This is a genomic window from Rhodococcus sp. NPDC055112, assembly GCF_053607505.1.
The window spans coordinates 26,706-50,492 of the sequence record NZ_JBSGTR010000003.1 but is presented as its reverse complement, the minus strand read 5'-3'; the positions used below and the strand labels follow the sequence as shown (position 1 = coordinate 50,492).

General features: G+C 70.3%; 14 protein-coding genes. 9 read left to right on the top strand and 5 right to left on the bottom strand.

The features are described 5' to 3' along the window. Window positions 1–2: 2 nt before the first annotated feature. Window positions 3–200 (bottom strand): helix-turn-helix domain-containing protein, encoded by a 198-nt coding sequence (locus ACWFRB_RS02885; RefSeq protein WP_452638700.1) that lies wholly within the window; start codon window positions 198–200, stop codon window positions 3–5. Window positions 201–714: 514 nt separating this feature from the next. Between ACWFRB_RS02885 and ACWFRB_RS02880 the strand changes: the two genes are divergently transcribed. From ACWFRB_RS02880 to ACWFRB_RS02865, 4 genes are all read left to right on the top strand, one after another. Beyond that, complete coding sequence (locus tag ACWFRB_RS02880) at window positions 715–1,302, top strand: T3SS (YopN, CesT) and YbjN peptide-binding chaperone 1 (protein WP_452638699.1); 588 nt, start codon at window positions 715–717, stop codon at window positions 1,300–1,302. Window positions 1,303–1,446: 144 nt separating this feature from the next. Continuing rightward, window positions 1,447–2,784: a T3SS (YopN, CesT) and YbjN peptide-binding chaperone 1 gene (locus tag ACWFRB_RS02875; protein ID WP_452638697.1), complete on the top strand. Its 1,338-nt coding sequence runs from the start codon at window positions 1,447–1,449 to the stop codon at window positions 2,782–2,784. Window positions 2,785–3,186: 402 nt separating this feature from the next. Beyond that, entirely contained in the window at window positions 3,187–3,993 is an 807-nt protein-coding gene (locus ACWFRB_RS02870) for a hypothetical protein (RefSeq protein WP_452638695.1), read from the top strand. Next, window positions 3,984–4,910 carry a hypothetical protein gene (locus ACWFRB_RS02865; RefSeq protein WP_452638694.1) on the top strand — a complete coding sequence of 309 codons (927 nt, stop codon included), beginning with the start codon at window positions 3,984–3,986 and terminating at the stop codon, window positions 4,908–4,910. Before ACWFRB_RS02870 ends, ACWFRB_RS02865 begins: the two co-directional genes overlap by 10 nt. Window positions 4,911–5,126: 216 nt before the next feature. On the opposite strand, the gene recD is transcribed toward ACWFRB_RS02865, so the two are convergent. Genes recD through recC form a run of 3 tightly spaced genes read right to left on the bottom strand, consistent with a single transcriptional unit; the run spans window position 5,127 to window position 13,602 of the window. After that, window positions 5,127–6,977 carry an exodeoxyribonuclease V subunit alpha gene (gene recD / locus ACWFRB_RS02860; RefSeq protein WP_452638692.1) on the bottom strand — a complete coding sequence of 617 codons (1,851 nt, stop codon included), beginning with the start codon at window positions 6,975–6,977 and terminating at the stop codon, window positions 5,127–5,129. After that, complete coding sequence (locus tag ACWFRB_RS02855; protein ID WP_452638690.1) at window positions 6,974–10,333, bottom strand: UvrD-helicase domain-containing protein; 3,360 nt, start codon at window positions 10,331–10,333, stop codon at window positions 6,974–6,976. The genes recD and ACWFRB_RS02855 overlap by 4 nt, the downstream gene beginning before the upstream one ends. Beyond that, the gene (gene recC, locus ACWFRB_RS02850) at window positions 10,291–13,602 is read right to left on the bottom strand and encodes an exodeoxyribonuclease V subunit gamma (protein ID WP_452638689.1); all 3,312 of its coding nucleotides are present in this window, start codon (window positions 13,600–13,602) and stop codon (window positions 10,291–10,293) included. The genes ACWFRB_RS02855 and recC overlap by 43 nt, the downstream gene beginning before the upstream one ends. 208 nt (window positions 13,603–13,810) lie before the next feature. Here recC and ACWFRB_RS02845 point away from each other — a divergent pair, with 208 nt between their 5' ends. The 4 genes from ACWFRB_RS02845 to ACWFRB_RS02830 all read left to right on the top strand — a co-directional run bounded on the left by ACWFRB_RS02845 (window position 13,811) and on the right by ACWFRB_RS02830 (window position 21,943). Next, on the top strand, window positions 13,811–17,104 hold the full coding sequence (locus tag ACWFRB_RS02845) for a protein kinase domain-containing protein (RefSeq protein WP_452638687.1): 3,294 nt from the start codon (window positions 13,811–13,813) through the stop codon (window positions 17,102–17,104). A 182-nt stretch (window positions 17,105–17,286) separates the two neighbouring features. Continuing rightward, complete coding sequence (locus tag ACWFRB_RS02840) at window positions 17,287–20,553, top strand: protein kinase domain-containing protein (RefSeq protein WP_452638686.1); 3,267 nt, start codon at window positions 17,287–17,289, stop codon at window positions 20,551–20,553. A gap of 125 nt (window positions 20,554–20,678) precedes the next feature. Next, window positions 20,679–21,677 (top strand): MBL fold metallo-hydrolase, encoded by a 999-nt coding sequence (locus ACWFRB_RS02835; RefSeq protein WP_452638684.1) that lies wholly within the window; start codon window positions 20,679–20,681, stop codon window positions 21,675–21,677. 128 nt (window positions 21,678–21,805) lie between these two features. Further along, window positions 21,806–21,943 carry a hypothetical protein gene (locus ACWFRB_RS02830; RefSeq protein WP_452638682.1) on the top strand — a complete coding sequence of 46 codons (138 nt, stop codon included), beginning with the start codon at window positions 21,806–21,808 and terminating at the stop codon, window positions 21,941–21,943. A 38-nt stretch (window positions 21,944–21,981) separates the two neighbouring features. Here ACWFRB_RS02830 and ACWFRB_RS02825 read toward each other — a convergent pair whose 3' ends face one another. Continuing rightward, complete coding sequence (locus ACWFRB_RS02825) at window positions 21,982–22,128, bottom strand: hypothetical protein (protein ID WP_452638680.1); 147 nt, start codon at window positions 22,126–22,128, stop codon at window positions 21,982–21,984. 368 nt (window positions 22,129–22,496) lie between these two features. Here ACWFRB_RS02825 and ACWFRB_RS02820 point away from each other — a divergent pair. Continuing rightward, a partial coding sequence (locus ACWFRB_RS02820) for an Ig-like domain-containing protein (RefSeq protein ID WP_452638679.1) occupies window positions 22,497–23,787 on the top strand: 1,291 nt, incomplete at its 3' end.

Genomic DNA, 23,787 nt, shown 5'->3' with positions numbered 1-23,787 from the left:
GCTTAGTTCCCTGCCGTGTCTCGGGCAGAGTCCGCTCCGCCGCCTCGCACCCAGTCGTCGACGTCGCTGGTCTGGAACTTCCACAGGCGGCCGACCTTGTGGGCGGGCATGCCCTTCTCTGCGATCCAGGTGTAAACGGTGTCCTTGGTGACCCCGAGGTGGGTAGCGATGTCGTCAGCGGACAACCATGGTTCAGGCACAGGCGTCCTCCGGTTCGTCGACTCGGGGTGCGCCGAGCTGCCCGATGTTACGACAGACGGATCCGGTTTAGTCGGACTTAGCCCCGTTAAGCCGGAAACCACCGCGTTTGAACACGACGAAGCCGAAGTAGGCGGCCTCGGTCACACCGGAGCTGGTCGGCAGGGGTTCGCGAACGTCGACATAGCCGTCAGCACTCGCGGCGCTGGCGTCGGACGCTTGCCCACACTGATCCCACGGATCGGATCGGAGCCCGGGTTGAGCCACCCGAAATACGATGTCGCACACTCTTTCGAGGTCGTAGCCTCGTTCGTCGCAGTTCGTAGAACTGCACATATTGCTTGGAATAGGGACGGTGCACACCCGAGCTCCCAGACGGTGACCATTCACCAACCCAGTGGCCTCGCGACCGACGCACGTTTGGTTGCTCGCAGTACACCAAGTAGTCACTGCGCCGGAGACCCTCGCCGCGAGATATCGTGGGCGAGCAATCCGCCGATGCAGGACAGAGGAACCATGAGCGACCACGACACCACCGACGACCAGCCGCTGCGGATCGACGGCGCACTCGCCGTGGTCACCGAGCAGCACGACCAGCTGCACGCCCTGTGCGTGCGCACCCTGGCCGAGCTGCTGGGTTCCGAACCGGACACCGACGAGGACGGCGACATCGCGGTCCCCGTGCACGGCTTCGCGGTGTACGTGACCGTCGCAGACGACGGACCGCAGCTGCACGTGTGGTCCTCGATCGTCACCGGCATCACCGACCGCACGCAGGCCACCACGCAGCTGGTCGCACTGTCGGAGGAGTGGCCGCGGCTGCGCTTCTCGCTCAGCGAGGAGCACCTGCTGGTCTCGACGCTCGTCGACGCGGATCCGTTCGCGCCGCAGCACCTGATCAACCTGATCGACGAGATCCACGACCTCACCCACGACCTCGACGACGACTTCGCCTCCCAGTTCGGCGGCACCCTCGACTGCGACGCCGACGATGACAGCTACGCCGGCGACTGCGATGGCGGGGGCTGCGGCGGCGACTGCGCCTGCGGCGACGCCGGCGAGCACGTCGAGGGCGACCTCGGCGTCACCCCGGCCACCAACTAGCCGAACCCGACGGGAGCAGGCGTTCGGCGACACCGCCGCACGTCTGCTCCGTCGCGTCCTGGGCCAGAATGTCGGTCCCTCGCGTTACCCTGCTTGCCGACGGTCGGGACTGCGGCCGGGCACGCTGCAGATGGGACCACACCGTTGCCGGACCTCGAAAAGTTCGACCAGGCCGTCGAACTGGCGTGGCGCGAGTTCCGCGGCACCCTCGCCGACCACATCGGCACGATGCGCGGCGAGGACATCCTGGTAGTCGAGCTCGCGGAGGAACCGGGCGTCGGCGGCTACCTCCCCTGCGTGCAGTTCCTGGCCTGGGCCGAGGACCTGGTGCGCTGCGAGGTGCCCTCCAACGCGTTCCTCGACCCCCGCTTCGCCCTGTCCCCCGCCGACGAGGCGCTGCTGATCGAGCTGGGCTGGCAGCACCCCACCTGCGCGCCCGACGCCGACCCCGGGGACGGCTCGCCCGCCCACTTCCTCGACCGCACCGTCCGCTGGTCCGACCAGCTCGCGTCGATGGCCGTCGCGGCGTTCCGCGACGTGTGGAGCGTGCCGCACCCGAGCTTCCTGAGGGCCGAGGCCATCGGCAGCCGTGGCGCCAATCTCGCTGGGCCCACCGTGCGGGACTGGCTCGCCTCGGACGTCGACCCGATGCTGGCCGTCGCCCCGCGCGACCCGGACCACCTGCGCGATCTCGTCGAGGCCGCCCTCACCGACCTGCTCGGTGATCAGCCGCAGGTCGACAGCGACGGCGACTTCGTCCTGACCCTCGAGGGCCACGCGGTGTTCGTGATCCCGCACGCCACCGAACCCGTGGTCCGGCTGTGGGTGCCGCTGCTCTACCGGATCGGGGGCCGCACCCGTGCCGCCGAGACGGTCGCCGACCTCACCGCACGCTGGTCGCACCTGCGCTTCGTCCTCCGCGAGGATCGCCTGAACGCGGTGATCGAGGTGCCCGGATTCCCCTTCGTGCCACGACATCTGACCGATCTGCTCGATCGGATCACCGCCTTCCTCGCGACCGTGGACCGAGCGTTCGCCGCCCGCTTCGACGCCGTCGGCTACCGCACCACCCCCTCGCCCGCCGCGGACCACGAATGCGTCCCGGACGTGCCGCCGTCGCTGATGGCGGTGATGCAGCTGGTGCTCTTCGGGGAGGGCGACCTCGACGCCGAGACGGCCGCCGACGTCTGCGAACGCGACCGCACCACCATCCTCGAGTACATGCGGATCAGCGCCGAACGCGCGGCGGAGTGGCGTGGCTCGCTGGAAAAGGCTCGCGCCGAGGCGGACCCGGACGAGATCGCCCTGTGCGAAGGTGAGACCACGGCCTGGTCCGACACGCTCGCCGCGCTGAGCGGCGCGCTGCGGGTCGTCAGCTTCTCCCGGCCCGGGCTGCTGGCCCCCGAGCCCGCGGAGCCCCCGCTGCAGTTGGAACTGTTCGACGAACCGCACGAGCTCACGCTGTTCGACGACCCCCGCTGAGCTATCCCCGCCGCAACCCACTCGCCCGCAACACCCACCGCCGCACCCCGGCCCGCACCGACGACTCGTCCCCGACGATCCGCACGTGCCCGGGTGATGGTGGTGTACAACAGCTCCCGGGGCAGCGTGTCGAGTACGAGCCACCCGCCGCGGCCACGTCTCTAGCCCACCATCTGGAAACGTCCCCGTCGCCGGGCGGTGCAACACGAGCAGCTTCACTAGGACACCCCTTAATCCCGCGCACACACAAAGCGTTACACGAATCCAACCGCAGGTTGGGTCAGGCCGACATCAAGGTATGGGTGTAGCCTGACGAGAAACGACCGATTGTACGGCCGAGCACCGGGGGGCGCTATCACATCCATCATCTACCTGTCGCGTGCAAAACTTGCGCGGTTCCCGTTGCAGTCCGAGGTCAGCCGCCAGCGGCGTAACAAATACAAATCGAAGGCCAGTGTCAAACCATTCGAATTCGAAGTTGAGTCGATTCCCAACGAGGCCAATCCTCCATCGCTGGCCGATTCTGTTCGTAAATACGAACAAGTTGTCGACCTAATTTCGACCACTCCGGGCGCATCCTTTGCCGTCAACGACCCTGAGATTGAAAATTCGGGGTGGGCCTTCTTCGACGCAGAGTTTAAGTTTGGCCGCGTTCATCGAGATACTAGCGCAGCCCACCTACCGTCAGCCAATATCGTGATGTTCGCCGGGACCACTACTCACGATAACCGAGTCATCAAAATCTTGATGACGGGCTGGGTAGGGCACATGCTTACCGAAACAATCCTGAGCGAACCATCCATACGGTCTGGTTCGAGAACTGAACACCTTTACGATCTACTGTTTCAACTCGCGGAGGAAGAGCAGCGCGGATCGTTCCTAATCCCCGACGAGTTCAGAAGACTCCCACGCGAAACAAGTCCAGGCGACAACGTTCCGCTCGACGAAGTCGCCAACTGGGCCTATGGAATGGTCGCCGGAACCCATCAATTCTCTACCCAGCGACTGAAAGGACTGGGCGAAATTCTCTCTGTTTCAAAAGATACACAGGGAAACATCGATCTAATCATTCTCACACCGCTGTATGCTGAGCAGTCATACGTCGACAAACTCTTGGCACCAAAACCTGCCAAACGGCCGCGGCACAGCCTAAGGCGACTATTCCGCATCCAAAGGAGCACCGAGGGAAGTAGGCCAGCGTGCGACTAGGACGCCGGAGCAAGCTCGCAGCGGTATTCGAAGCTGGAAGGCGGAGCGGTCTCGCCGAAGGGCGTCTACTGGGCCAGCTGGATCAGCTACCATTCGCCGGCGTCCACGGCATTGCACCGTTCCCAACATCCGGCGACATCCACGCACGTGTCGCAGAGTACGAGACGCGCCTCCTCCATGCTATTCCTATCGCCCACGCCCTCGAAGAGCTCGCTCGTCGAGAGACCGCATCTATAACCGGTTCATCCACATTGCCGGATGCCTGGCCAATCGAAATGGTCCGCGCCCGCTTAATTCGTGAATCGCCATCATTTCGACCAGAATCGCCTCAGAATATTCACGCGCATCCGGCAACCGTTGAATCAATTCTAGCGGAGCTGGAGAACGCTCGCCAATGGTTGGACGAGTTCGTATTGTTCGCGAAGGGCTACAACAAAGAACGACCGAACCGACGCGTAACACAGTCTCCTGCAAACCCTCCCAGCGAGGTAGTCCAGTACCAATCAGTGGAGGTTTTCGTCGCCGAGGATTCCCGCCGCGAAGCGCGTCGCGACGGCAAATCAATTGTTTTGGATGGCAGCGATTTCGGCTATAACTGGAGTCACATCGAAGCTTCAGCACCTTGGATCACAACCAAATGGCGCGTGTCGTATATCGACAAACTTGGCGAACTGTATGCGGAGCGGACCTCGAAGGTGGACCTTCTCGAATATGCGTGGACCGAAGAAAACTGGTCAGAAACACTTCCGAGAGTCTGGTTGCTGGCCCGTGGTAAACCGCAGAAGAGGACCTCCCTCCTGTCCGAAAACGAGGTGTGGAAAGAACTGATCTCTTTGGAACGCAAATATATGCGCGAGAATAACAGCCTCATCCTGCTCGCAGAGGCAACGAAGTCCGGATTGCCCGGACCTCGGTAGTCACCGTGGTGGGGGTGGTCAACAATCGGCTCGAGGATGAGGTGCTCCATGCCCCGGAGAGCCGGCTTCTCCCGTACGCGCAGAACACAAGGTGCCTGTACCAGGCAGGTTCGCTGAGCCCGTCAGCGCGCCAGGATGTGCAGCTGGCCACAAACGGACATCGACATCCCGTAGCGACCGCTTTGGTCGAGTGTGTCCAACCGATAGGCTTGTTGGTCACCCCCTCCGCAACCCGCTCGCCCGCAACACCCGTCGCCTTACCCCGGCCCGCACCGACGCCTCGTCCCCGACGATCCGCACGTGCCCGCGCGCCCGGGTAATGGCCGTGTACAACAACTCCCGCGTCAGCAGCGACGACTCCTCGCCGGGCAACACCACGGACACCGTGTCGTACTGGCTGCCCTGGCTGCGGTGGATCGTCATCGCGTACACCGTCTGCACGGCGGACAGCCTGCTCGGGTGCAGCAGCAGCGGCTCCTCGCCTCGGGCGAACGCGGCCACCAGCTCGCCCTCGCCGCGGTCCACCACGACGCCGGTGTCGCCGTTGTAGATCCGCACCTCGTGGTCGTTCGCGGTCACCAGCAGCGGCTGTCCGACGTACCAGCGGTCCGGGTCCAGCCGGGTCCCGGTGGCCGCGCCGATCCACTCCATCGACGACCGCGCCCACCACGCCGCACCGAACGGGCCGTCGCGGTGTGCGCACAGCAGCCGTTGCGACTCCGACGCCCGCAGTGCCGCCACCGCATCGCCGGCCGCGGCGGCCTCGGTCACTGCCGCCGCGCTGGACACCACGTCGGAGCGCAGCGCGGCCAAGTCGTCCAGCGCCACGAAGGACACCTCATCCGCCCCGGACCGCAGGATCGCCAGCACCGCGTCCTCGTCGCCGTCCCGCACCGCGACCGCCAGCCGGGCGATCTCGCCGCCGAAGCGGCGCCCGCGGCTGAGCCGAACCACGCCGCCGCGCAACCGGTCCCGCTCCCCCGCGCTGAGCGCGGCCTCGTCGGGATCGTCGGCCGCGTCCAGGTCCGCGCCCACCACCCGCGCCAGCACCGGGTTCTCCGTCCCGGTCACCGGCCGCGCCACCAGGTCCGCCAGCACCGCGCCCGCGTCCACCGAGGTCAGCTGGTCCGGGTCCCCCACCAGCACCAGCCGGGTGTCGGGGCGCAGCGCCTCGAGCAGCCGGCACATCATCGTCAGCGAGACCATCGAGGTCTCGTCGACCACCACCACGTCGTAGGGCAGGTGGTTGCCGGCGTTGTAGCGGTACCGGCTCGCGCCCACCCGCTGCCAGCCGAGCATCCGGTGCAGCGTCATCGCCGCCAGCCCGGCGGGCAGCCCGATCTGCTCGGCCTGCTCGCGCACCGCCTCCTGCAGCCGGGCGGCCGCCTTGCCGGTCGGCGCGGCCAGCCCGATCCGCAGCCCGGCGCCGTGCTCGGCAGCCAGTAGCGCCAGCACGCGCGCCACCGTGTGCGTCTTGCCGGTGCCCGGCCCGCCGGCGATCACCGCCGTCCGGTGCGTCGCGGCCACCGCCGCGCCGATCCGCTGCCGGTCCGGGGCGGCCGCGCCCCCGAACAGCTCCGCGAGCCCCGCCCGCAGCCGGTCCTCGTCCACCGCGGGATGGCCGAGGGCGCGCTCGTCGAGCACCCGCCGGATCGTCTGCTCCTGCCGAAAGTACTTCTCCAGGTACAGTAGCCCGCCCTCGTCGGTGTCGACGAGCCGCAGCGGGCGCAGCGGCCCGGCGTCGCCGCCGATCACCAGGGGGCTGCGCCGCAGCGCCGCCAGCACGTCGGCGTCCTCGGGCCAGGGCAGCGCCTCCAAGTCCACCTGCTCCCCGTCCGCGGGCTCATCGACGGTTATCTCCCGGATCCGGCTCAGGTCCAGGCACACCGAGCCGGAGCGCACCGCGCGCACCGCGAGCGCCGTCGCCAGCAGCGCCTCCTCGGCCGCCTCCCCGCCGAGCGCGCCGAGCCGCAGCGCGACGTGCACGTCCGCGGCGGCGAGTACCCCGGCCTCGTTGAACACCCGCAGCGCGCCCTTGCCGCGCTGCGCCACCTGCACCTCGGTCACGGCGTCACCTCGATTCCGGCCAACAGGTCCGACAGCTCGGTCACCAGCGCGGCGGGCGGCTCCCAGTCGAAGACGCCAGCGCCGGCCGGGCTGTCCGGGCCCGCCATGCCGCGCACGAACAGGTACTGCACCCCGCCCAGGTGGGTGGCCGGGTCGTAGCCGGGCAGCCGCCAGCGCAGGTAGCGGTGCAGCGCAACGGCATACAGCAGCGCCTGCAGCGGGTAGTGGGCCCGCATCATCTCCGCGGCCATCGCCTCGGCGGTGAAATCGGCGGTGGTCAGGTCGCCCGGCGCCAGCCGGTTCGTCTTGTAGTCCACCACCACAAAGCGTGGCCCGGGCAGCCGCAGCACCGCGTCGATGCTGCCGGTGAGGTAGCCGCGCAGCGGCGCCGCGCCGAGGGTCTCGAACAGAGCCGCGTAGTCGGCGAGCGGGTCGTTGGCGGGGAGGTGCCTGCGCAGCAGCGGCGCGACCCCGGCGAGGGTCACCTCCGCGTCGGCGTCCTCGCCGCCGGCGAGCGGCAGCTCGAAGTCCAGCTCCGGCAACCGGTCCGACGGCGGGATCGACGCCAGGGTGTGGCCACCACCCAACGGTGTGTGCAGCACCGGCACCAGCGCCGCCGCCAGCGCGTCCGGGTCGACGCCCGAGTACCCGGCGGCCACCGTCTCGCGGCAGCAGCGGACCAGCTCGGCCCCCAGGTCAGCCGCGGCGGTGTCGACCTCCTCCAGGACCGCGTGCACCAGGGTGCCGAACGCGGCCCCGGCGGGCAGCCCGTTCATCGGCGATGGCAGGCCGACGGCGTCGGTGGGTGAGACCAGCGGCGGCTCGTCCGGCTCGTCGTCGAGCTCGGGTTCCTCGGCCTCGCTGCCCACGCTGGGCGGGGCGTCGTGCGCGTGCGCGGTCAGCGCCGAGTAGGAGGTGCGCCGCCAGGCGGCGTCGAGGTCGCGGTCGAAGCGCGCCGCGGCCAGCTCCCCCACCTCCTCCTGCGGCGGCGTCCACTCCGGCACCACGATCGGGTCGGCGCCGACGGCCTCCACCCGCACCAACTCGGAGTCGCCCGCCCACGCCGAGAGCCGCTGCGCGACATCCGGATCGGCGGGCACCCGCTCCTGCGCCGGGACCTCCAGCTCGCCCGGCCGCCGGGCCAGCAGCATCCGGTGCAGCGGCGCCGCCCTGGTCGAGAAGGCGGGCGCCCACCACAGCACCAGCTGGCACATGGCCCGAGTCAGCGCGACGTACAGCAGCCGCAGCTCCTCCCCGGCCTCCTCGTCGTCGTGCCGCTTCTTGCGCTCGTTGTAGCCGGGGCCCTCCGGCCCGCCGACGTCGAGGATGCGGCGGCCGTCCGCGTCGTGCAGCAGCAGCTTGTCGGGCTTGGGGTTCTTCGCCGCGTCCCAGGCGTACGGCAGGTACACCAGCGGGTACTCGAGGCCCTTGGTGGCGTGCACGGTGGCGATCTGCACGGCCGCGGCGTCGCTGTCGAGGCGGCGGCTGCGGTCGACGCCACCGACCGCGGGGTCGCGCATCCGGTCGGTGAGCCAGCGGGTGAGCGCGGTGAGCCCAAGGGTCTCGGCGACGGCGGCCTCGTTGAGCAGCTGCGCGACGTGCCGCAGGTCGGTCAGGCGCCGCTCGCCCGCGGCGCGCGACAGCATCCGGGCCTCGAGCCCGCTCCAGGCGGCGAGCCGCTCGAACAGCGCCGCGAAGCCGGACTGCGCGAACACCGCCGACAGGTCCCGCAGCCGCCCGCCGATCTCCGCGACCGCGTCGTCTCCGGCGCCGTCGAGCTCGGCGGCGGTGCGCCCGAGCAGCGGGGTGAGCGCCGCGAGCCGCACCCGGTCCGATCGATGCGGCTGTTCGATCGCCTGCAGCAGCCACAGCCAGTCGCGTGCGGCGGGGGTGAGGAACACGCTGAGCCCGCCGACGGTGACGGCGGGTACCCCGGCCCGGTCCAGCGCGTCGTGCACCAGGGCGACCTGCGCGTTGGTGCGCACCAGCACCGCGATGTCGCCGGGTTCAATCGGCTGCGGTCCGGGCTTGCGGTCCGCGGCGTCGATGTCCACCGTCTGACCGCCGCCGAGCAGCCGCGCGATGTCGGCGGCGAGGTCCGCGGCGACCCGACCGCGCAGCGGCCCGACCGCGGGAAAGCCGTTCTTGCCCAACGGTCCCGCGCCCGCGCGCGGCAGGTGCCGCAGCCGCAGCGGCACCGCCCCGCCGACCCGCGACCCCGTCTTTGCTGCATCGACGGGGTGCACCACGATCTGCGGGTGGCCAAGAGCCGCACCGCCGTGCAGGTGCGCGAGCGCGTCCAGCAGCGGGCCGTCGCTGCGCCAGTTGGTGGTGAGCTCCTGGTGGCTGTCGGCGGCCCCGACCGCGTCCAGGTAGGCCAACACCTCCGCGCCGCGGAAGGCGTAGATGGCCTGCTTGGGGTCGCCGACGAGGATCAGCGTCGACTGCCCGTGGAAGGCGCTGCGCAGGATCCCCCACTGCAGCGGGTCGGTGTCCTGGAACTCGTCGACCAGCACCACCGAGTAGCGGTCCCGGACCCGGCGGCAGGCGGCCGGGCCGTGCACGGGGTCGGTGAGCACGCCGTGCAGCAGGGCGGGCAGGTCGTCGAAGTCGCGCAGGCCGACCGCGCGCTTGCGGCGGCGCGCCTCGGCGCGCACGGCGGCGGCAAACGCGACCGCGTCGCCCGCCGCTGAGCCGAAGGCGTTGTCGGGCCCAGCGCCCTCGGCGTCGTCGGGCGCCAGCGCGGCCTGCGGGTCGAAGATGGCCGCCCGCGCCGCCTTTCGCGCCTCGCCCGGGGTCAGCGAGGGCGACCCACCGCGCCCGAAGGTGCTCAGGTACAGATCGCCGATCACCTCGGCGTTCAGATCGGCGGCCTCCTCGACCAGCACCGCGTCGGGGTCGCGTTCCCCGGCGATGCCGAGACCGTCGAGCATGCGCTGGCAGAAGCTGTGGGTGGTGGCGATGGTGGCGGCGTCGAAGTCGGACAGCGCCTGCAGCAGGCGGCGCCTGCGCAGCGCCACGGTGTCGGGGTCGGCGTCGGCGAGGTGCGTGACGAGCGGGTCCCGGCTGCCCGACGGGTCCGCGAGCCCGGCCGCGGCGGAGGCGAACCGCTCCCGGGTCCGTTCGCGCAGCTCCTTCGTCGCGGCCCGGCTGAACGTGACGAGCAGCAGGCTCGCCGGGTCCACCCCGGCCTCGGCGACGAAGCGCGCGGCCAGCCCGACGATGGCGAAGGTCTTGCCGGTTCCGGCGCTCGCCTCGAGCACCGTGGTGCCCTTCGGCAGCGGGCCGAGCAGGTCGAATGCAGTGCGCCCGTTCACGGCTCTCCCAACGTCTCGGCCGCCAGCAGCGGATCCCACAGCTCGCGGGCCACCGCGCCGAAGACGCTGCCCTCCAACGGATCCGGCGCCTCGGTGAGCACGGACAGCCCGGGCGCGGCCCCGTACACGTAGCCGAGGTGTCGGTCGGTGGCGTCGCCGAAGGTGCCGCCCCACTCCTTGCCCGCGGCCTCCATCGCCATCTCGACGGATGCGCCGCCGGAGCGGCGTTCCGCGTAGGCCGCCGACGCGCCGGTCGCCATCGGCGGCGGAGCCTGCAGGCCCCGGTCGCGCAGTTCGACGAGTCGCACCAGCAGGGCCAGCGCGTCCTCCGGCGCGGTGAGGGTGGACTGCCAGGTGGGTCGGCGGTACTGGCCGCGGCCGGTGGTCACCGCCCGCCACTGTGTGCCCTGCGCGGCTCGCCGCGGTGTCTCGCGCGGCCCGGCCGACGCGGCGACCGCCAGCAGCTGCGCCCACGCCGTCAGCCGGTGCTTGGGCGCCAGCCGCGAGAACGTGGTCCGCGCGATCACGGTCCCGTACACACCGCCGACGGTCCCGGTGAGCCGTCGACCGGATCCGAGATCGACGTCCACGTCGATCGTGTCGGCGCGGCCGGGCTGGCGTCCGGCGGCGGCGAGGGAGCGCACCGTCGCCTCGATCTCGCCGAGCGCACCATCCCCCAGGCCGAACGGCGGCAGCGTGCCTCGGCGCCACTCGGCGGCCCGGAAGTCGGCGACGCCCTCCGCGAAGTCCCGGCCGTCGGCGAGCAGCGTCGCGAGCATGCGTTCGCCGATGTCCCACTTCGCCAGCGGGTCCAGCTCCAGGTCCAGCGCATCGGCGATGTCCTCGTCCAGCTCGGGCACCCGCAGCCCGAGCCGCTGCCGCAGGAACGCCTGGGTGGGGTGGACGAGGAACGCGACCATCTCGGCGAGGTCGACGTCGCCCGGGGTGACCGGGGGCAACGGCTCCGCGAGGAACGCGGCCTCCGGTTCGGGCGGGCGCTGCGCGGCCCGGGCCCCGGCCAGCGCGGCGGCGTCGAAGCTGAACGGGCCCTCGGGCCGGAAGTTGCGGGCGTCGAAGGGCTGCAACGGATGCCGCGTCAGCGCCGCGTCCCCGCGCCGCCCCACCATGGTGTCCAGGACGTCGCACAGCTCGCTGAGCGGGATCGCGGGCGGCCGCCGGGAGCCGCTGACCGGGTCGGCCCCCGTGTAGAACAGCACCAGCTTCTCGCTCGCGGACATCACCGCGTCGAGCAGGAGCTGGCGGTCCTCGCTGCGCGGATCCCGTTCCCCCGGCAGCGGTCTCCGCGCGAGGACGTCGTCGCCGTCGACGCCCGCGCCGCGCGGGAAGACCTCGTCGTCGAGCCCAAGCAGCACCACCACGCGGTGCGGCACCGAGCGCATCGGCACCATCGTGCACACGGTCAGCTCGCCGGTGCGGAAATTGGCGCGGGTCGGCCGCCCGGCCAGCCGCGCGCGGAGCATCGCGCGCACGTCGGCCAGCCGCAGCTCGCGGTCCTCGCCGTGTTCGACGGCGGCGGCGAGCTCACGCTGCGCCTGCCCCAGCTGCCAGGCGTCGCGCTCGCACACATCGACGAGCAGGTCCAGGGCGCGGGCCAGCCCCGCCGACCACCGGTCGGTCGGCTGCGATCCCCGCAGCCCGCGCAGGGACACGTCGAGCCGGTCCACGAACTCGGCGAGCCTGCCGGTGAGGTCGATGTCGTTGCTGTCGACGTCGTCGAGCGGCAGCGCCAGCGCGAGCCACTGGGCTTGCCCGTTGGCTCCTTCGCCGGAGACGCCGTCCGCGGCGGCGCCCAGCAGGATGCGGTCCAGCGCCGACCGCACGGTGTTCTGAGGGAAGTCGCCGAGCCCGAAGTCGGTGCGCTGCAACGGCCCGATCCCCCACCGCGCCCCGGCGGCCGTGGTCCACTCGCGCAGCCGCTCGAGGTCGTCGTCGCTGAACCGGAAGCGGCGGCGCACGGGTTCGGCGGCGGCGAGATCGAGCACCTGGCTGGCGGTGACGCGGCCGTCGGCCAGCCCGAGCAGCGAGGCGACGACGGCGAGCACCGGATTGGTCTGGTGCAGTGCGCGATCGGCGAGGCGCACGCGCAGCCGGTGCCCGGGGTGGCCCACCGATTCCTGACCGAACGCGGCCCGCACCAGCGGCGCGTAGGTCTCCACGTCCGGGCACATGATCAGCACATCGCGCGGCTCGAGCGTCGGATCGTCTTGGAACAGGTGCAGCAGGGATTCGCGTAGCACCTCCACCTGCCGGGCCGGGCCGTGACAGGAGTGCACCTGCACGCTGCCGTCGGCCGCGGCTCCGGCGGTGGGCGCGCGGTCGGCGGCGACGTCGGCCTGCAACCGGCCGAGCAGGGTGTCCGGGGTCGGGGCGGCGCGGTGGTGCGCGTGTTCGATGCCGGGGCGGCTGAGCCGGACCTGCAGCTCGCGGACGTCGCGGGCCAGGCCGGCCAGCAGCGGGTGCGTGACGGCGAGCGCGCCGTCGTCCTCGGCGCGGGTCGCCGCCTGCGCGCGATCCGCCAGCGCCGACCACATGCCGGGGCTGGGGTGCGGAACCCACAGGTGCACATCGCGATTCGCGGCGATCGCGGACAGCACGTCGATCTGGGCGGTGGTGAGCCGGGTGGGTCCGAACACCGAGATCCGGTCCGGCAGATCGACCACACCCGGCTCGGCGACCAGCCGGGCGCAGGCGCCGACCAGCCGCTCGGCCGGGCTCGGGCTGCCGACGCGCCCGCGCAGCCTGCGCCACAGCTCCGCCTGCCAGTGCAGATCGTCGTCGAGCGGGCCGCCGGCGCCGTCGGTGTCGCGCCCAGCAGCCCAGTCCCGCAACATCGCGGGGCGCTGCGCGCCGTAGCTGCGGAACAGCTCGGTCAGGTGCGCGGCGGTGCCGTACCGGCGGCCGCGCCGGTGGTCGTCGGTGCCGCGGCCCAGGTGTCGCGCGAGCACGGACGCCCACGGCTCGTCGAGCACCTCGTCGATGACGCCGAGCACCGTCCAAAGCAGTCGGGCCGGGTTCCACGGGTCCTCGTCCGCGGTCATCCCGGTCGCCGCGGCCAGCGCCTCGTCCACCAGCCGGGTCGGCGACGGGAACTCGATGTTGGCCGCGACCCCGTCGCCGTCGACGGCGCCGAGGGTGGCCGAGAGCCGCTGGGTGAGCCAGCGCTCGACACCCTTCGCGGGGACCGCGATCACCTCGCGGGCGAACGGGTCGGCCAGCGGACTCCTCAGGACGTCGGCGAGCGCGGCCGCCAGGGTGTCGGAGCGTTCGGCGCGGTGCAGCGTCAGCACGTACTCCCCCTAGGTTCGAAACTCCCCGATGGTCGGCTCAGGCTTATCACAGCGCACCGACGACCCGGGTGGGGCGCGCACGATCGCTGGTAGACCGCCCCGGACCGGTGGCACTATGGAGTTCCGGAGCAAGGCCGGATCTGCTGCCGAGGTGAGTGCCGTGCCGCATCGTCCAGGACGCAACACACGCGACAGGTCGACGTGACCGATGGCAGGCGACGATCCGTCCGCGACTGAGCGCGATGTGACCGGCTCGGTGACATCGGAGCTGGCCGCCGCCGGGTTCAGCCACGCGACCGAGATCGGCCACGGCGGCTTCGGCATCGTCTACCGCTGCACGGAGACGACCCTGGACCGCACCGTGGCCGTGAAGGTGCTCACCGCCGGCCTCGACGAGGAGAACCTCACCCGGTTCTTCCGGGAACAGCGGGCGATGGGCAGGCTCACCGGGCACCCCAACATCGTCAACGTGCTGCAGGTCGGGACCACCGCTACCGGTCATCCCTACCTGGTGATGCCCTATCACCCGCGACGGTCGCTGGACATGCGCATCCGCGACCACGGTCCCGTGCCGCTCGAACAGGCACTGCAACTCGGCGTGAGGCTGGCGGGCGCGGTGGAATCGGCGAACCGCATCGGCATCCTGCATCGCGACATCAAGCCGGCGAACGTCATCCTCACCGACTACGGCGAACCGGCACTGGCCGACTTCGGCATCGCACACATCCCCGACGAGTTCGAGCCCGCTACCGGCACCGGCACCGGCACCGGCACGCTCACCGCCACCCCGGCCTACACCGCGCCCGAGGTGCTCGGCGGCGGCCCGCCCAGTGCCGCCGCCGACGTGTACGGGCTCGGCGCGACGGTGTTCTGCGCCCTCGCCGGCCACGCGGCCTTCGAGGCTCGCTCCGGCGAAGAGGCCGTCGCGCAGTTCGTGCGGTCAACCACCCAGCCGGTGCCGGACCTGCGCGAACTCGATGTTCCCGACGACGTGGCCGCCGCCGTCGAGCGCGCCATGTCCGCGGATCCGGACGCCCGCCCCACGGCCGCCGAGCTCGGCGACGTCCTGCGCGAGATCCAGTTCCGCCACGGGCTTCCGGTCGACGAGATGGCCCTGAAGTCCGGAGCCACTCCGAAGCGCGGCGGTCGTCGTCCGTCGACGAGCGACACACGCCAGTTGACCGGGTACTCGACGCGGGGCACCAGGGGAAATCTTCCCGCGGACCTGACGAGCTTCGTCAACCGTCGCAGTGAACTGACCGAGGTGAAGGAGATGCTGTCGACCTCACGCCTGGTGACGCTCACCGGAATCGGCGGCGTCGGGAAGACCCGCCTCGCGCTGCGGATCGCGACGAGCACCCAGCGCGCCTTCCACGACGGGGCGTGGCTCGTCGAGCTGGGCGAGCTACAGGACGAGTCGCTGCTCGCAGGCACGATCGCGGCCGCCCTCGGACTGAAGTCCGCCTCTGCCCAGCCCCTGCAGACGGTCCTCGCGGAGTTCCTCGAGCCGCGCCAGACCCTGCTGGTTCTCGACAACTGCGAACAGCTTGTCGACGCGGTGGCTGACCTGGCCCGCACCCTGCTGCAGCGCTGCCCTGAGCTGCGCATAGTGGCCACCAGCCGGGAATCACTCGGCATCGGTGGGGAGGCAACACTTCGGGTGCCCTCGCTCAGCGCGCCAGCCCCCGACCGCCGGCTCGAATTGGGGGCGCTGCCCAGCTACGACGCGGTGACCTTGTTCGCCGAACGTGCCGCCGCGGTCGTGTCGGGATTCGCGCTCACCGAGGACAACATGGCCGCCGTGGCCGGGATCTGCCACCGGCTCGAGGGATTGCCGCTGCCGATCGAACTGGCGGCGGGGCGCATGCGGGCGCTGTCACCGGAGCAGATCCTGCAGCGGCTCACCGACCGCTACGCGCTCCTGACCGGCGGCGGGCGCACCGCCCCGACTCGGCAGCAGGCCCTCCGACTGTCCGTCGACTGGAGCCACGAGTTGTGCACGCCCCAGGAACAACAGTTGTGGGCTCGCCTGTCGGTGTTCGCGGGCAGCTTCGAGCTCGCCGCGGTGGAACACATCTGCGGCGTCGACCTGACGCCGGAGGCGCTGCTCGATCTGGTCGCGTCGCTGGTGGAGAAGTCGATTCTGATTCACGAGGAATCGGCGGCCACCGGCCGGTACGGACTCCTCGACACCATCCGCGAATACGGTCTCGAGAAGCTGGCGGAATCCGGCGAGTACGAGCAGATGCGGCGCCGCCACCGGCACTGGTTCCAACGCCTGGCGCTGCGGGCGGAAGCCGACTGGATCGGACCCCGCCAGCTGGACTGGATCGCCCGACTGAAGCTGGACCAGAAGAACTTTCGTGAGGCATTGGACGCCAGCATGGCGGAGCCGGGCGACGCGGCGGCGGGTCTGCGCATCACGGCCGCGCTGTTCCCGTTCTGGCTTGCCAGCGGCCAGCTCAACGAGGGCGCGCACTGGACCGAACGACTGCTGACCGTCGAGGGCGTTCCGCGGGGCCCGGAGTGGGTGCGCGCCGTTGGCCTCGGCGCCGTGCTCAACGGGTTCCGTGGCGACATCGGCACCGGCACGGAATGGGTCGGATGGGCGCGCGCCGCAGCGAATACGGACGACCCGCTCGCCGCCGCGACCACCGATTACGCCGCGGCACTTCTCGCGTTGACATCGAATGATGCACCCACCGCAGCAACATATTTCGACTCCGCTTTGGAGACATGCCCCGCCGACAACGACCTCCTGCGGCTCGCCGTTCTGACCGGTGTCGAGGTGACCCGCGGACTACTGGGACGGACTGCGGAGGCGGCCGACTGCCTCCGGCAGATGCTGGACATCACCGAGCCGCGCGGTGAGGTCGTGTTCCGGGCGTGGGCCCTGCAGACACTCGGGTTGACGGTGTGGTCGACCGATCCACGGCGGGCGATGGTGCTGGTGGAACGGGCACTGCAACTGTCCCGGTCCTTCGATGATGCGTACGGCTCCTCACTGTGTCTCGACTGCCTGGCCTGGACCGCCGGGGCGGGCGGCGACCACACGAGATCCGCGGTGTTGCTCGGCTGCGCGCAGGCCATGCGGCAGATGGGGGGCGTGCAAGACATCGCGATCCCGAGCTGGCGCGCACACCACGACGAATGCGAGCGAGCGACCCGCCAGGCACTCGGGCCGAAGTCGTACGAGACGAGCTATCGGAACGGACATTCCATGAGCTTCGGGAAGGCCGTCGCGTACGCACTGACCGAGACCTCCGGGTCCGCCGAGCCGCCTCGACCACGGGGCGCCACCGCGGACAAACCCACCTTGACCCGACGCGAGCGACAGGTCGCGGGGCTCGTCGCCGAGGGACTGACCAACAGCGCCATCGCGGCCAAGCTCTTCATCGCGCAACGGACCGCCGAGGGACACGTCGAGCGGATCCTCGCCAAGCTGGGATTCACCTCGCGAACGCAGGTCGCCGCCTGGATGGTCGAACAGAACCAGGGCTGAGACCACGAATCAGCTTCCCCGGTGGAGCGCGCGTGATCGCTGGTAGGGCGCCCGGGGCTGGTGGCACTATGGAGTTCCGGGGCCAGGCCAGCTCTCGCGGTCGGCCACGTCCGCTCCCGGTAGCTGCCCGTGAGGTGAGTGCCGTGCCGCATTGCCGAGAACGCGACCGATCGGCATGACCGATGGCCGGTGACGATCCGTTGGCGACTCAGCGCGGTGTGCCCCCGTCGGTGACATCGGGGCTGGCCGCCGCCGGGTTCACCGACGCGACCGAGATCGGGCGAGGCGGCTTCGGCGTCGTGTACCGCTGCACGGAGGCGACCCTGGACCGTGCGGTCGCCGTGAAGGTGCTCGACGCCGCCCTCGACGACGACAATCGGACGCGCTTCGTCCGGGAGCAGCGGGCGATGGGACGGCTCACCGGGCATCCCAACATCGTCAACGTGCTGCAGGTCGGCACCACCACGGGCGGCCATCCCTACATCGTGATGCCCTATCACGCGCGGCGTTCGCTCGATATGCGCATCCGCGACAGCGGCCCCGTGTCGCTCGAGCAGGCACTGCAACTCGGCGTGAAGCTGGCGGGCGCGGTGGAGTCCGCGCACCGGCTCGGCATCCTGCATCGCGACGTCAAGCCTGCGAACGTCATCCTCACCGACTACGGCGAGTCGGCGCTGTCCGATTTCGGTATCGCGCACATCCCCAACGGGTTCGAGACCACCAGCGACACGTTGACCGCCACCCCGGCCTTCACCGCGCCCGAGGTGCTCGGCGGTGGCCCGCCCAGTGCCTCCGCGGACGTCTACGCCCTCGGCGCCACGGTGTTCTGCGCCCTCACCGGCCACGCGGCCTTCGAACGTCGCACCGGCGAGCAGGTCGTCGCGCAGTTCGTGCGCATCACCTCGGAGGCCGTTCCCGACCTCCGCGAACGCGACATTCCCGACGACGTGGCCGCCGCAATCGAGCGCGCCATGTCCGCGGATCCGGAGGCCCGCCCCACGGCCGCACAGCTCGGCGACGAGCTCCGTGAGATCCAGTTCCGCCACGGTCTCCCCGTCGACGAGATGGCACTGCAATCCATCGCCGTCCCGAAGGGCGGCGATCGTCGTCCGTCGACCGGCGGCGGGCCCGCGCCGACCGGGCCTTCGACGCGGGGCCGGAAGGGAAACCTGCCCGCGGAGCTGACGAGCTTCGTCAACCGTCGCAGCGAACTGACCGAAGCGAAGGAGATGCTGTCGTCCTCCCGGCTGGTGACGCTCACCGGCATCGGCGGCGTCGGGAAGACGCGCCTCTCGCTGCGGATCGCGACGAGCGTCCAGCGTGCCTTTCGCGACGGGGCCTGGCTGGTCGAGTTGGCTGACCTGCACGACGAGTCGCTGGTGGTCGGCGTGGTGGCGGCCGCACTGGGACTACAGTCCTTCTCCCGCGAGCCGCTGCCGAGGGCCCTCGCGGACTTCCTCGAGCCGCGCCAGATCCTGCTGGTTCTCGACAACTGCGAGCAGGTGATCAACGCGGTCGCGGAACTCGCCGAAACACTGCTCAGGTACTGCCCCGAGCTGCGCATCGTGGCCACCAGCCGGGAGGCCCTCGGCATCGGCGGCGAGGCGACGCTGCGGGTTCCGCCGCTCAATGCACCCGCCCCCGACCCTCAGCTCGACCTGGGTGCACTGCCCAGCTACGACGCCGTCACCTTGTTCACCGAACGCGCCGTCTCGGTCCTTCCCGGATTCGCGCTCACCGAGGACAACATGGCAGCCGTGGCCGGGATCTGCCACCGGCTCGAGGGACTGCCGCTGCCGATCGAGCTGGCGGCCGGTCGATTGCCCGCCCTGTCACCCGAGCAGATCCTGCAACGGCTCACCGACCGCTTCACGCTCCTGACCCAGGGCAGACGCACCGCCCCGACTCGGCAGCAGACCCTCCGACTGTCCGTCGACTGGAGCCACGAGCTGTGCACACCCGAGGAACAACAGCTGTGGGCTCGCCTGTCCGTGTTCGCGGGCAGCTTCGAGCTCACCGCGGTGGAACATGTCTGCGGCGTCGACCTGACGCCGGGCGCGCTGCTCGATCTGGTCGCGTCGTTGGTGGAGAAGTCGATTCTGATTCACGAGGAATCGGCCACGGCGGGGCGGTACGGACTCCTGGACACCATCCGCGAGTACGGTCTCGAGAAGCTGGCGGAGTCCGGCGAGTTCGCGGAAATGCGGCGCCGCCACCGGCACTGGTTCCAACGCCTGGCGCTGCGGGCGGAAGCCGACTGGATCGGCCCCCGCCAGCTGGACTGGATCGCCCACCTGAAACTGGATCAGCAGAACTTCCGTGAGGCACTGGATGCCAGCATGGCCGAGTCGGCCGACGTGGCGGTCGGCCTGCGCATCACCGCCGCCCTGTACCCGTTCTGGCTTGCCAGCGGACAGGTCAACGAGGGCGCCCGCTGGACCGAACGACTGCTGACCGTCGAGGGCGTTCCCCGCGGCCCGGAGTGGGTGCGCGCCGTGAGCCTCGGCGGGGCGCTCAGCGGGTTTCGGAGCGACATCGCGACCGGCGCCGAACGGATCGGATGGGCGCGCGCGGCTGCGGCGGAGACGGGCGACCCGGACGTCGCCGCGACCGCGCTGTACGCGGCGGGCGTTCTGGCGCTGGGCTCCCATGATGTGTCCACCGCAGCAAGTCATTTCGACGCCGTCCTGCAAATGTGTCCGCCCGACGACCTCCTCCTGCGGGTCATCACACTGACGGGCGCAGAGGTGGCCAGTGGGCTGCTCGGGCAGACAGCGAGGGCGGCCGACTACCTCCAACAGGTGCTGGACATCACCGAACCGCGCGGCGAGCTCGTGTTCCGGGCGTGGGCCGTGCGGACGCTCGGGTTGGCGGTGTGGTCGACCGAACCGAAGAGGGCGATCGCGCTGCTGGAACAGGCCTTGCGGCTGTCCCGGTCCGTCGACAATTCGTTCGGTTCCGCTCCGAGCCTCGAGGGCCTGGCCTGGATCGCCGCGGCCGATGGGGACTACACGAGGTCCGCGGTGTTACTGGGCTGCGCGCAGGCCATGCGGCAGACGGGGGCTCTGCCCGACATCGCGATCCCTGGCCTGCGCGCACAGCACGACGAGTGTGAGCAACGGACCCGCCGGGCACTCACACCGAAGTCGTTCGACGCGAGCTACCGGAAGGGCGCGTCCGCGAGTTTCGGAGAGGCCGTCGCCTACGCACTGGGCGAGTCCACCGAGTCGTCTCGGGAGCCGGCGGCCACGGGCAAGACCACCCTGACCCGACGCGAGCGCCAGGTCGCCGGCCTCGTCGCGGAGGGTCTGACCAACAGCGCCATCGCCGCGAGGCTGGTGATCTCGAAACGGACCGCCGAGGGACACGTCGAGCGAATCCTCGCCAAGCTGGGCTTCACCTCGCGGGCGCAGGTCGCCGCCTGGATGGTCGATCAGAACCGGGGCTGACATCGACCCTCGCACCGTCGGGCCGGATTCCGCCGCCCGGGACCCGGGTATGGACCGGCGCGACGACGTCCGGTAATGATGAGGACAAAGAGTTGAAACCAATTTCACTAGTGACGAGGTATCCCATGCTCGACGCGGCCGCCATCGGCGATGGCATCTTTCAGATTCCCGTTCCCATGTCCCACAATCCCCTGGGCACCACCCTCGTCTACGCGATGGAGTCGCCCGGCGGCCTGATCCTGGTCGACGCCGGCTGGGATGGCGACGAGGGGTGGGAGGGCCTGACCAGCGGACTCGAGTCGGTCGGGCACTCGATCTCCGAGGTCGAGGGCGTCGTGCTCACCCACTTCCACCCGGACCACACCGGTTTGTGCGGGCGGGTGCGGGAGGCCTCCGGGGCCTGGATCGCGATGCACGCCGATGACATGGACATGTTCGGGAAGATGTCCTCCCCCCACGACGAGGTCTGGCTCGCGGACCAGCAGGTGAACCTGACCCGCGCGGGCGCGACGCAGGCGGACCTCGACGCGTTCGCAGCCGTGGCGAACGGCAAGGCTCCGGCCGGCCCGGAATCGACTCCCGACCGGATCCTCGCCGACGACGAGGTGATCGCGTTGACCGGGCGCGGGCTGCGGGTGGTGTTCACACCGGGCCACACCCCCGGCCACGCCTGCTTCTACCTTGAGGACGCCAACGTGATGTTCACCGGCGACCACGTGCTGCAGAAGACCACACCGCACGTCGGCAACTTCATCTACCCGCTCGAGGAGCGGGACGCGCTCGCCGAGTTCCTGGACTCGCTGCGCCGGGTGCAGACGATGGACATCACCCGCGGCCTCGGCGCGCACGGCATCCCGATCGACGACGTCGCGGGCCGGGCCGGCGAGCTGATCGAGCACCACGAGGAGCGGCTCGAGCACCTGCTCGACGCGTTCGGGGACGACCGGATCACCGTCTGGGAGGTGGCGCAGCGGATGAAGTGGTACCGCCCGTGGACCGACTTCCACCCGATGGCGAAGGGCATGGCGCTGTCCGAGGCCGCCGCGCACCTGCGGCACCTCGTCGCGCGCGAGCAGGTCGCGCAGGTGCCGGGCACCGAGCCCGCGGTGTTCGCGCGGCGGTAGCCGGCACCGAAAATCGGTCGCCGGGCCCGGGCGCCGCCACCACCGGGGCGCTCGGCTTCGGCGTCGTCGATTCGCTCGGTGTGCGGATCATCGCGCTCGACCGCACAGGTCTCCGCCGGTCGACGCCGATGCCCGGTAAGAACTTTCGCGGCTTCGCCGCGGATGCCGGCGAGTTCGTGGCGCTGCGCGGGCTCGACCGCGGCGACACTGCCGACGCGGTTACAGAACAACCGAGAGAGCTGTCCGGTTCCGGCGGCGAGCCGTGAGCGGGGAACCCCGGGCTATCTGCCATCCTCGCGCACATTCAGAGGGCGAGCGTCGCGACCAACACAGACCAACCGCCGAACCGAACAAAGGTTGCGATAATCGGCCGCTCCAACCAACGGGCGGTCGCTGCCATGATCGCGTAGACAATCGCAGCCACGACGGCCATTGTGATCATGATCCACATCGTCTGCAGTATCCACCCATTCCGGGATCCGGTGGGCCCGGTGCACACCACTGACGCCACTGGGTCATGCCGGTTTCGTCACGAGGGTACACAGAGCTTTCGGTAGAAGCCTGCTTTGTTGCCTCCTCACCGAATTGAGTTAGACGAATAGCGTTCTGGCGACGTTGACGAGAGCTCGGCAATGTCGGTCGAACATCAGATTCTGTGGGACACCGAGGACGTGTTTCAACACCGTGAACCGATGCCCCCGTAGCCCGAGGAAATAAATACAGAATTTTCCGACGCGGTCCTCCGGTTTGCGTTGTACCCTTCGCCGCACTCCACAGCCCCGACGGCCCCGCCGTTTACGCCACCAGCAAGGAGAGACCATGAGCTCACGCGCCCTATGCCTGACCACGCTCGTCGGATTGGCGGCCGGCGCCGCCGTCGTGACCGCCACCACCGCCAGCGCCGCACCCATCACCACCACATCGACATTCCAGGTGACATGCCGCGCGGTTCCCAGCAAGTTCGCAGGCCCGCAATCGGAGAGCAAGTCCGTGACCGTGAGGGTGACGGCACCCCCGACCGTGGCCCCCGGCGAGACCTTCGACGTCGAGATCGATCCGGGCGCCGTTCAGGTCCCGAACAGCACCAGCGGCGCAAACTTGAAGGAGATCTCCCGCGCGAAGATCGATTTCGCGATTCCACTGAACGCACAGTTCGTCACGGCCACCGTCTCCGATCCAGGCAACACCACCGCCGGCACGCCCGCATCGATGATCCGGGTCGACGAATCCGGTGCACCCTCTGATACCGGCCAGATCCTGCGCCTGTCCGGCGACAACGTGACCATCGGCAACGGTCCCTCCTCGTCCACCACCTCGACGGGCGGCATGACCCTCAATCCGGACTCCGGTGGCACCACCACGATCAGGTTCCCGAAGTCCCGCATCACGCTCAAGGCCGGCAAGGCCGGCACCATCGAACCGAAGCTGCGCACCTCCGGTGCCGCCGGGACGTTCGGCAGCCCGGAGTCCTTCCTGACCCTGCTCCCTCGGTTCGGGCAATTTTTCGTCGGCGACATCTGGGCCCCGACCTCCTGCTCGCCGCGCGACGGGGCGGGAGCCGGACTCAACACCGGCGCGGGACCGCTGGCCTCCATCGCGATCGGTGCCGTCGACCCCGGCCCGCAGGTGTCCGCGGCGATCGAGGGCCCCGCGACCGGTGCGACCGGCGCCAAGCTCCCCTTCACCGTGAGAGTCACACCCGACACCGCCACCGGGACAGTGCAGTTCAAGGTCGACGGCCAGGCGGTGGGTGACCCCCGGCCCGTGAACGCCGGAGTCGCACGCCTCGACCTGAGCTTCGACCAGGCGGGCACCAAGTCCGTCACCGCCGTCCTCACCACCGAAGGCGGCAAGCAGCACACCACGGCAGCACACACCGTCACCATCACCGCGAGCCCGCAGGTGTCCGCGGCGATCGAGGGCCCCGCGACCGGCGCGACCGGCGCCAAGCTCCCCTTCACCGTGAGGATCACACCCGACACCGCCACCGCCACCGGGACAGTGCAGTTCAAAGTCGACGGCCAGGCGGTGGGTGACCCCCGGCCCGTGAACGCCGGAGTCGCACGCCTCGACCTGAGCTTCGACCAGGCGGGCACCAAGTCCGTCACCG

What these genes read in the sequence shown, in the direction of transcription:
- ACWFRB_RS02880 (WP_452638699.1), top strand. Translation starts at nt 715, where the DNA reads ATGAGCGACCACGACACCACCGACGACCAGCCGCTGCGGATCGACGGC.
- ACWFRB_RS02845 (WP_452638687.1), top strand. Translation starts at nt 13,811, where the DNA reads ATGGCAGGCGACGATCCGTCCGCGACTGAGCGCGATGTGACCGGCTCG.
- ACWFRB_RS02840 (WP_452638686.1), top strand. Translation starts at nt 17,287, where the DNA reads ATGGCCGGTGACGATCCGTTGGCGACTCAGCGCGGTGTGCCCCCGTCG.
- ACWFRB_RS02835 (WP_452638684.1), top strand. Translation starts at nt 20,679, where the DNA reads ATGCTCGACGCGGCCGCCATCGGCGATGGCATCTTTCAGATTCCCGTT.
- ACWFRB_RS02830 (WP_452638682.1), top strand. Translation starts at nt 21,806, where the DNA reads ATGCCCGGTAAGAACTTTCGCGGCTTCGCCGCGGATGCCGGCGAGTTC.
- ACWFRB_RS02825 (WP_452638680.1), bottom strand. Translation starts at nt 22,128, where the DNA reads ATGTGGATCATGATCACAATGGCCGTCGTGGCTGCGATTGTCTACGCG.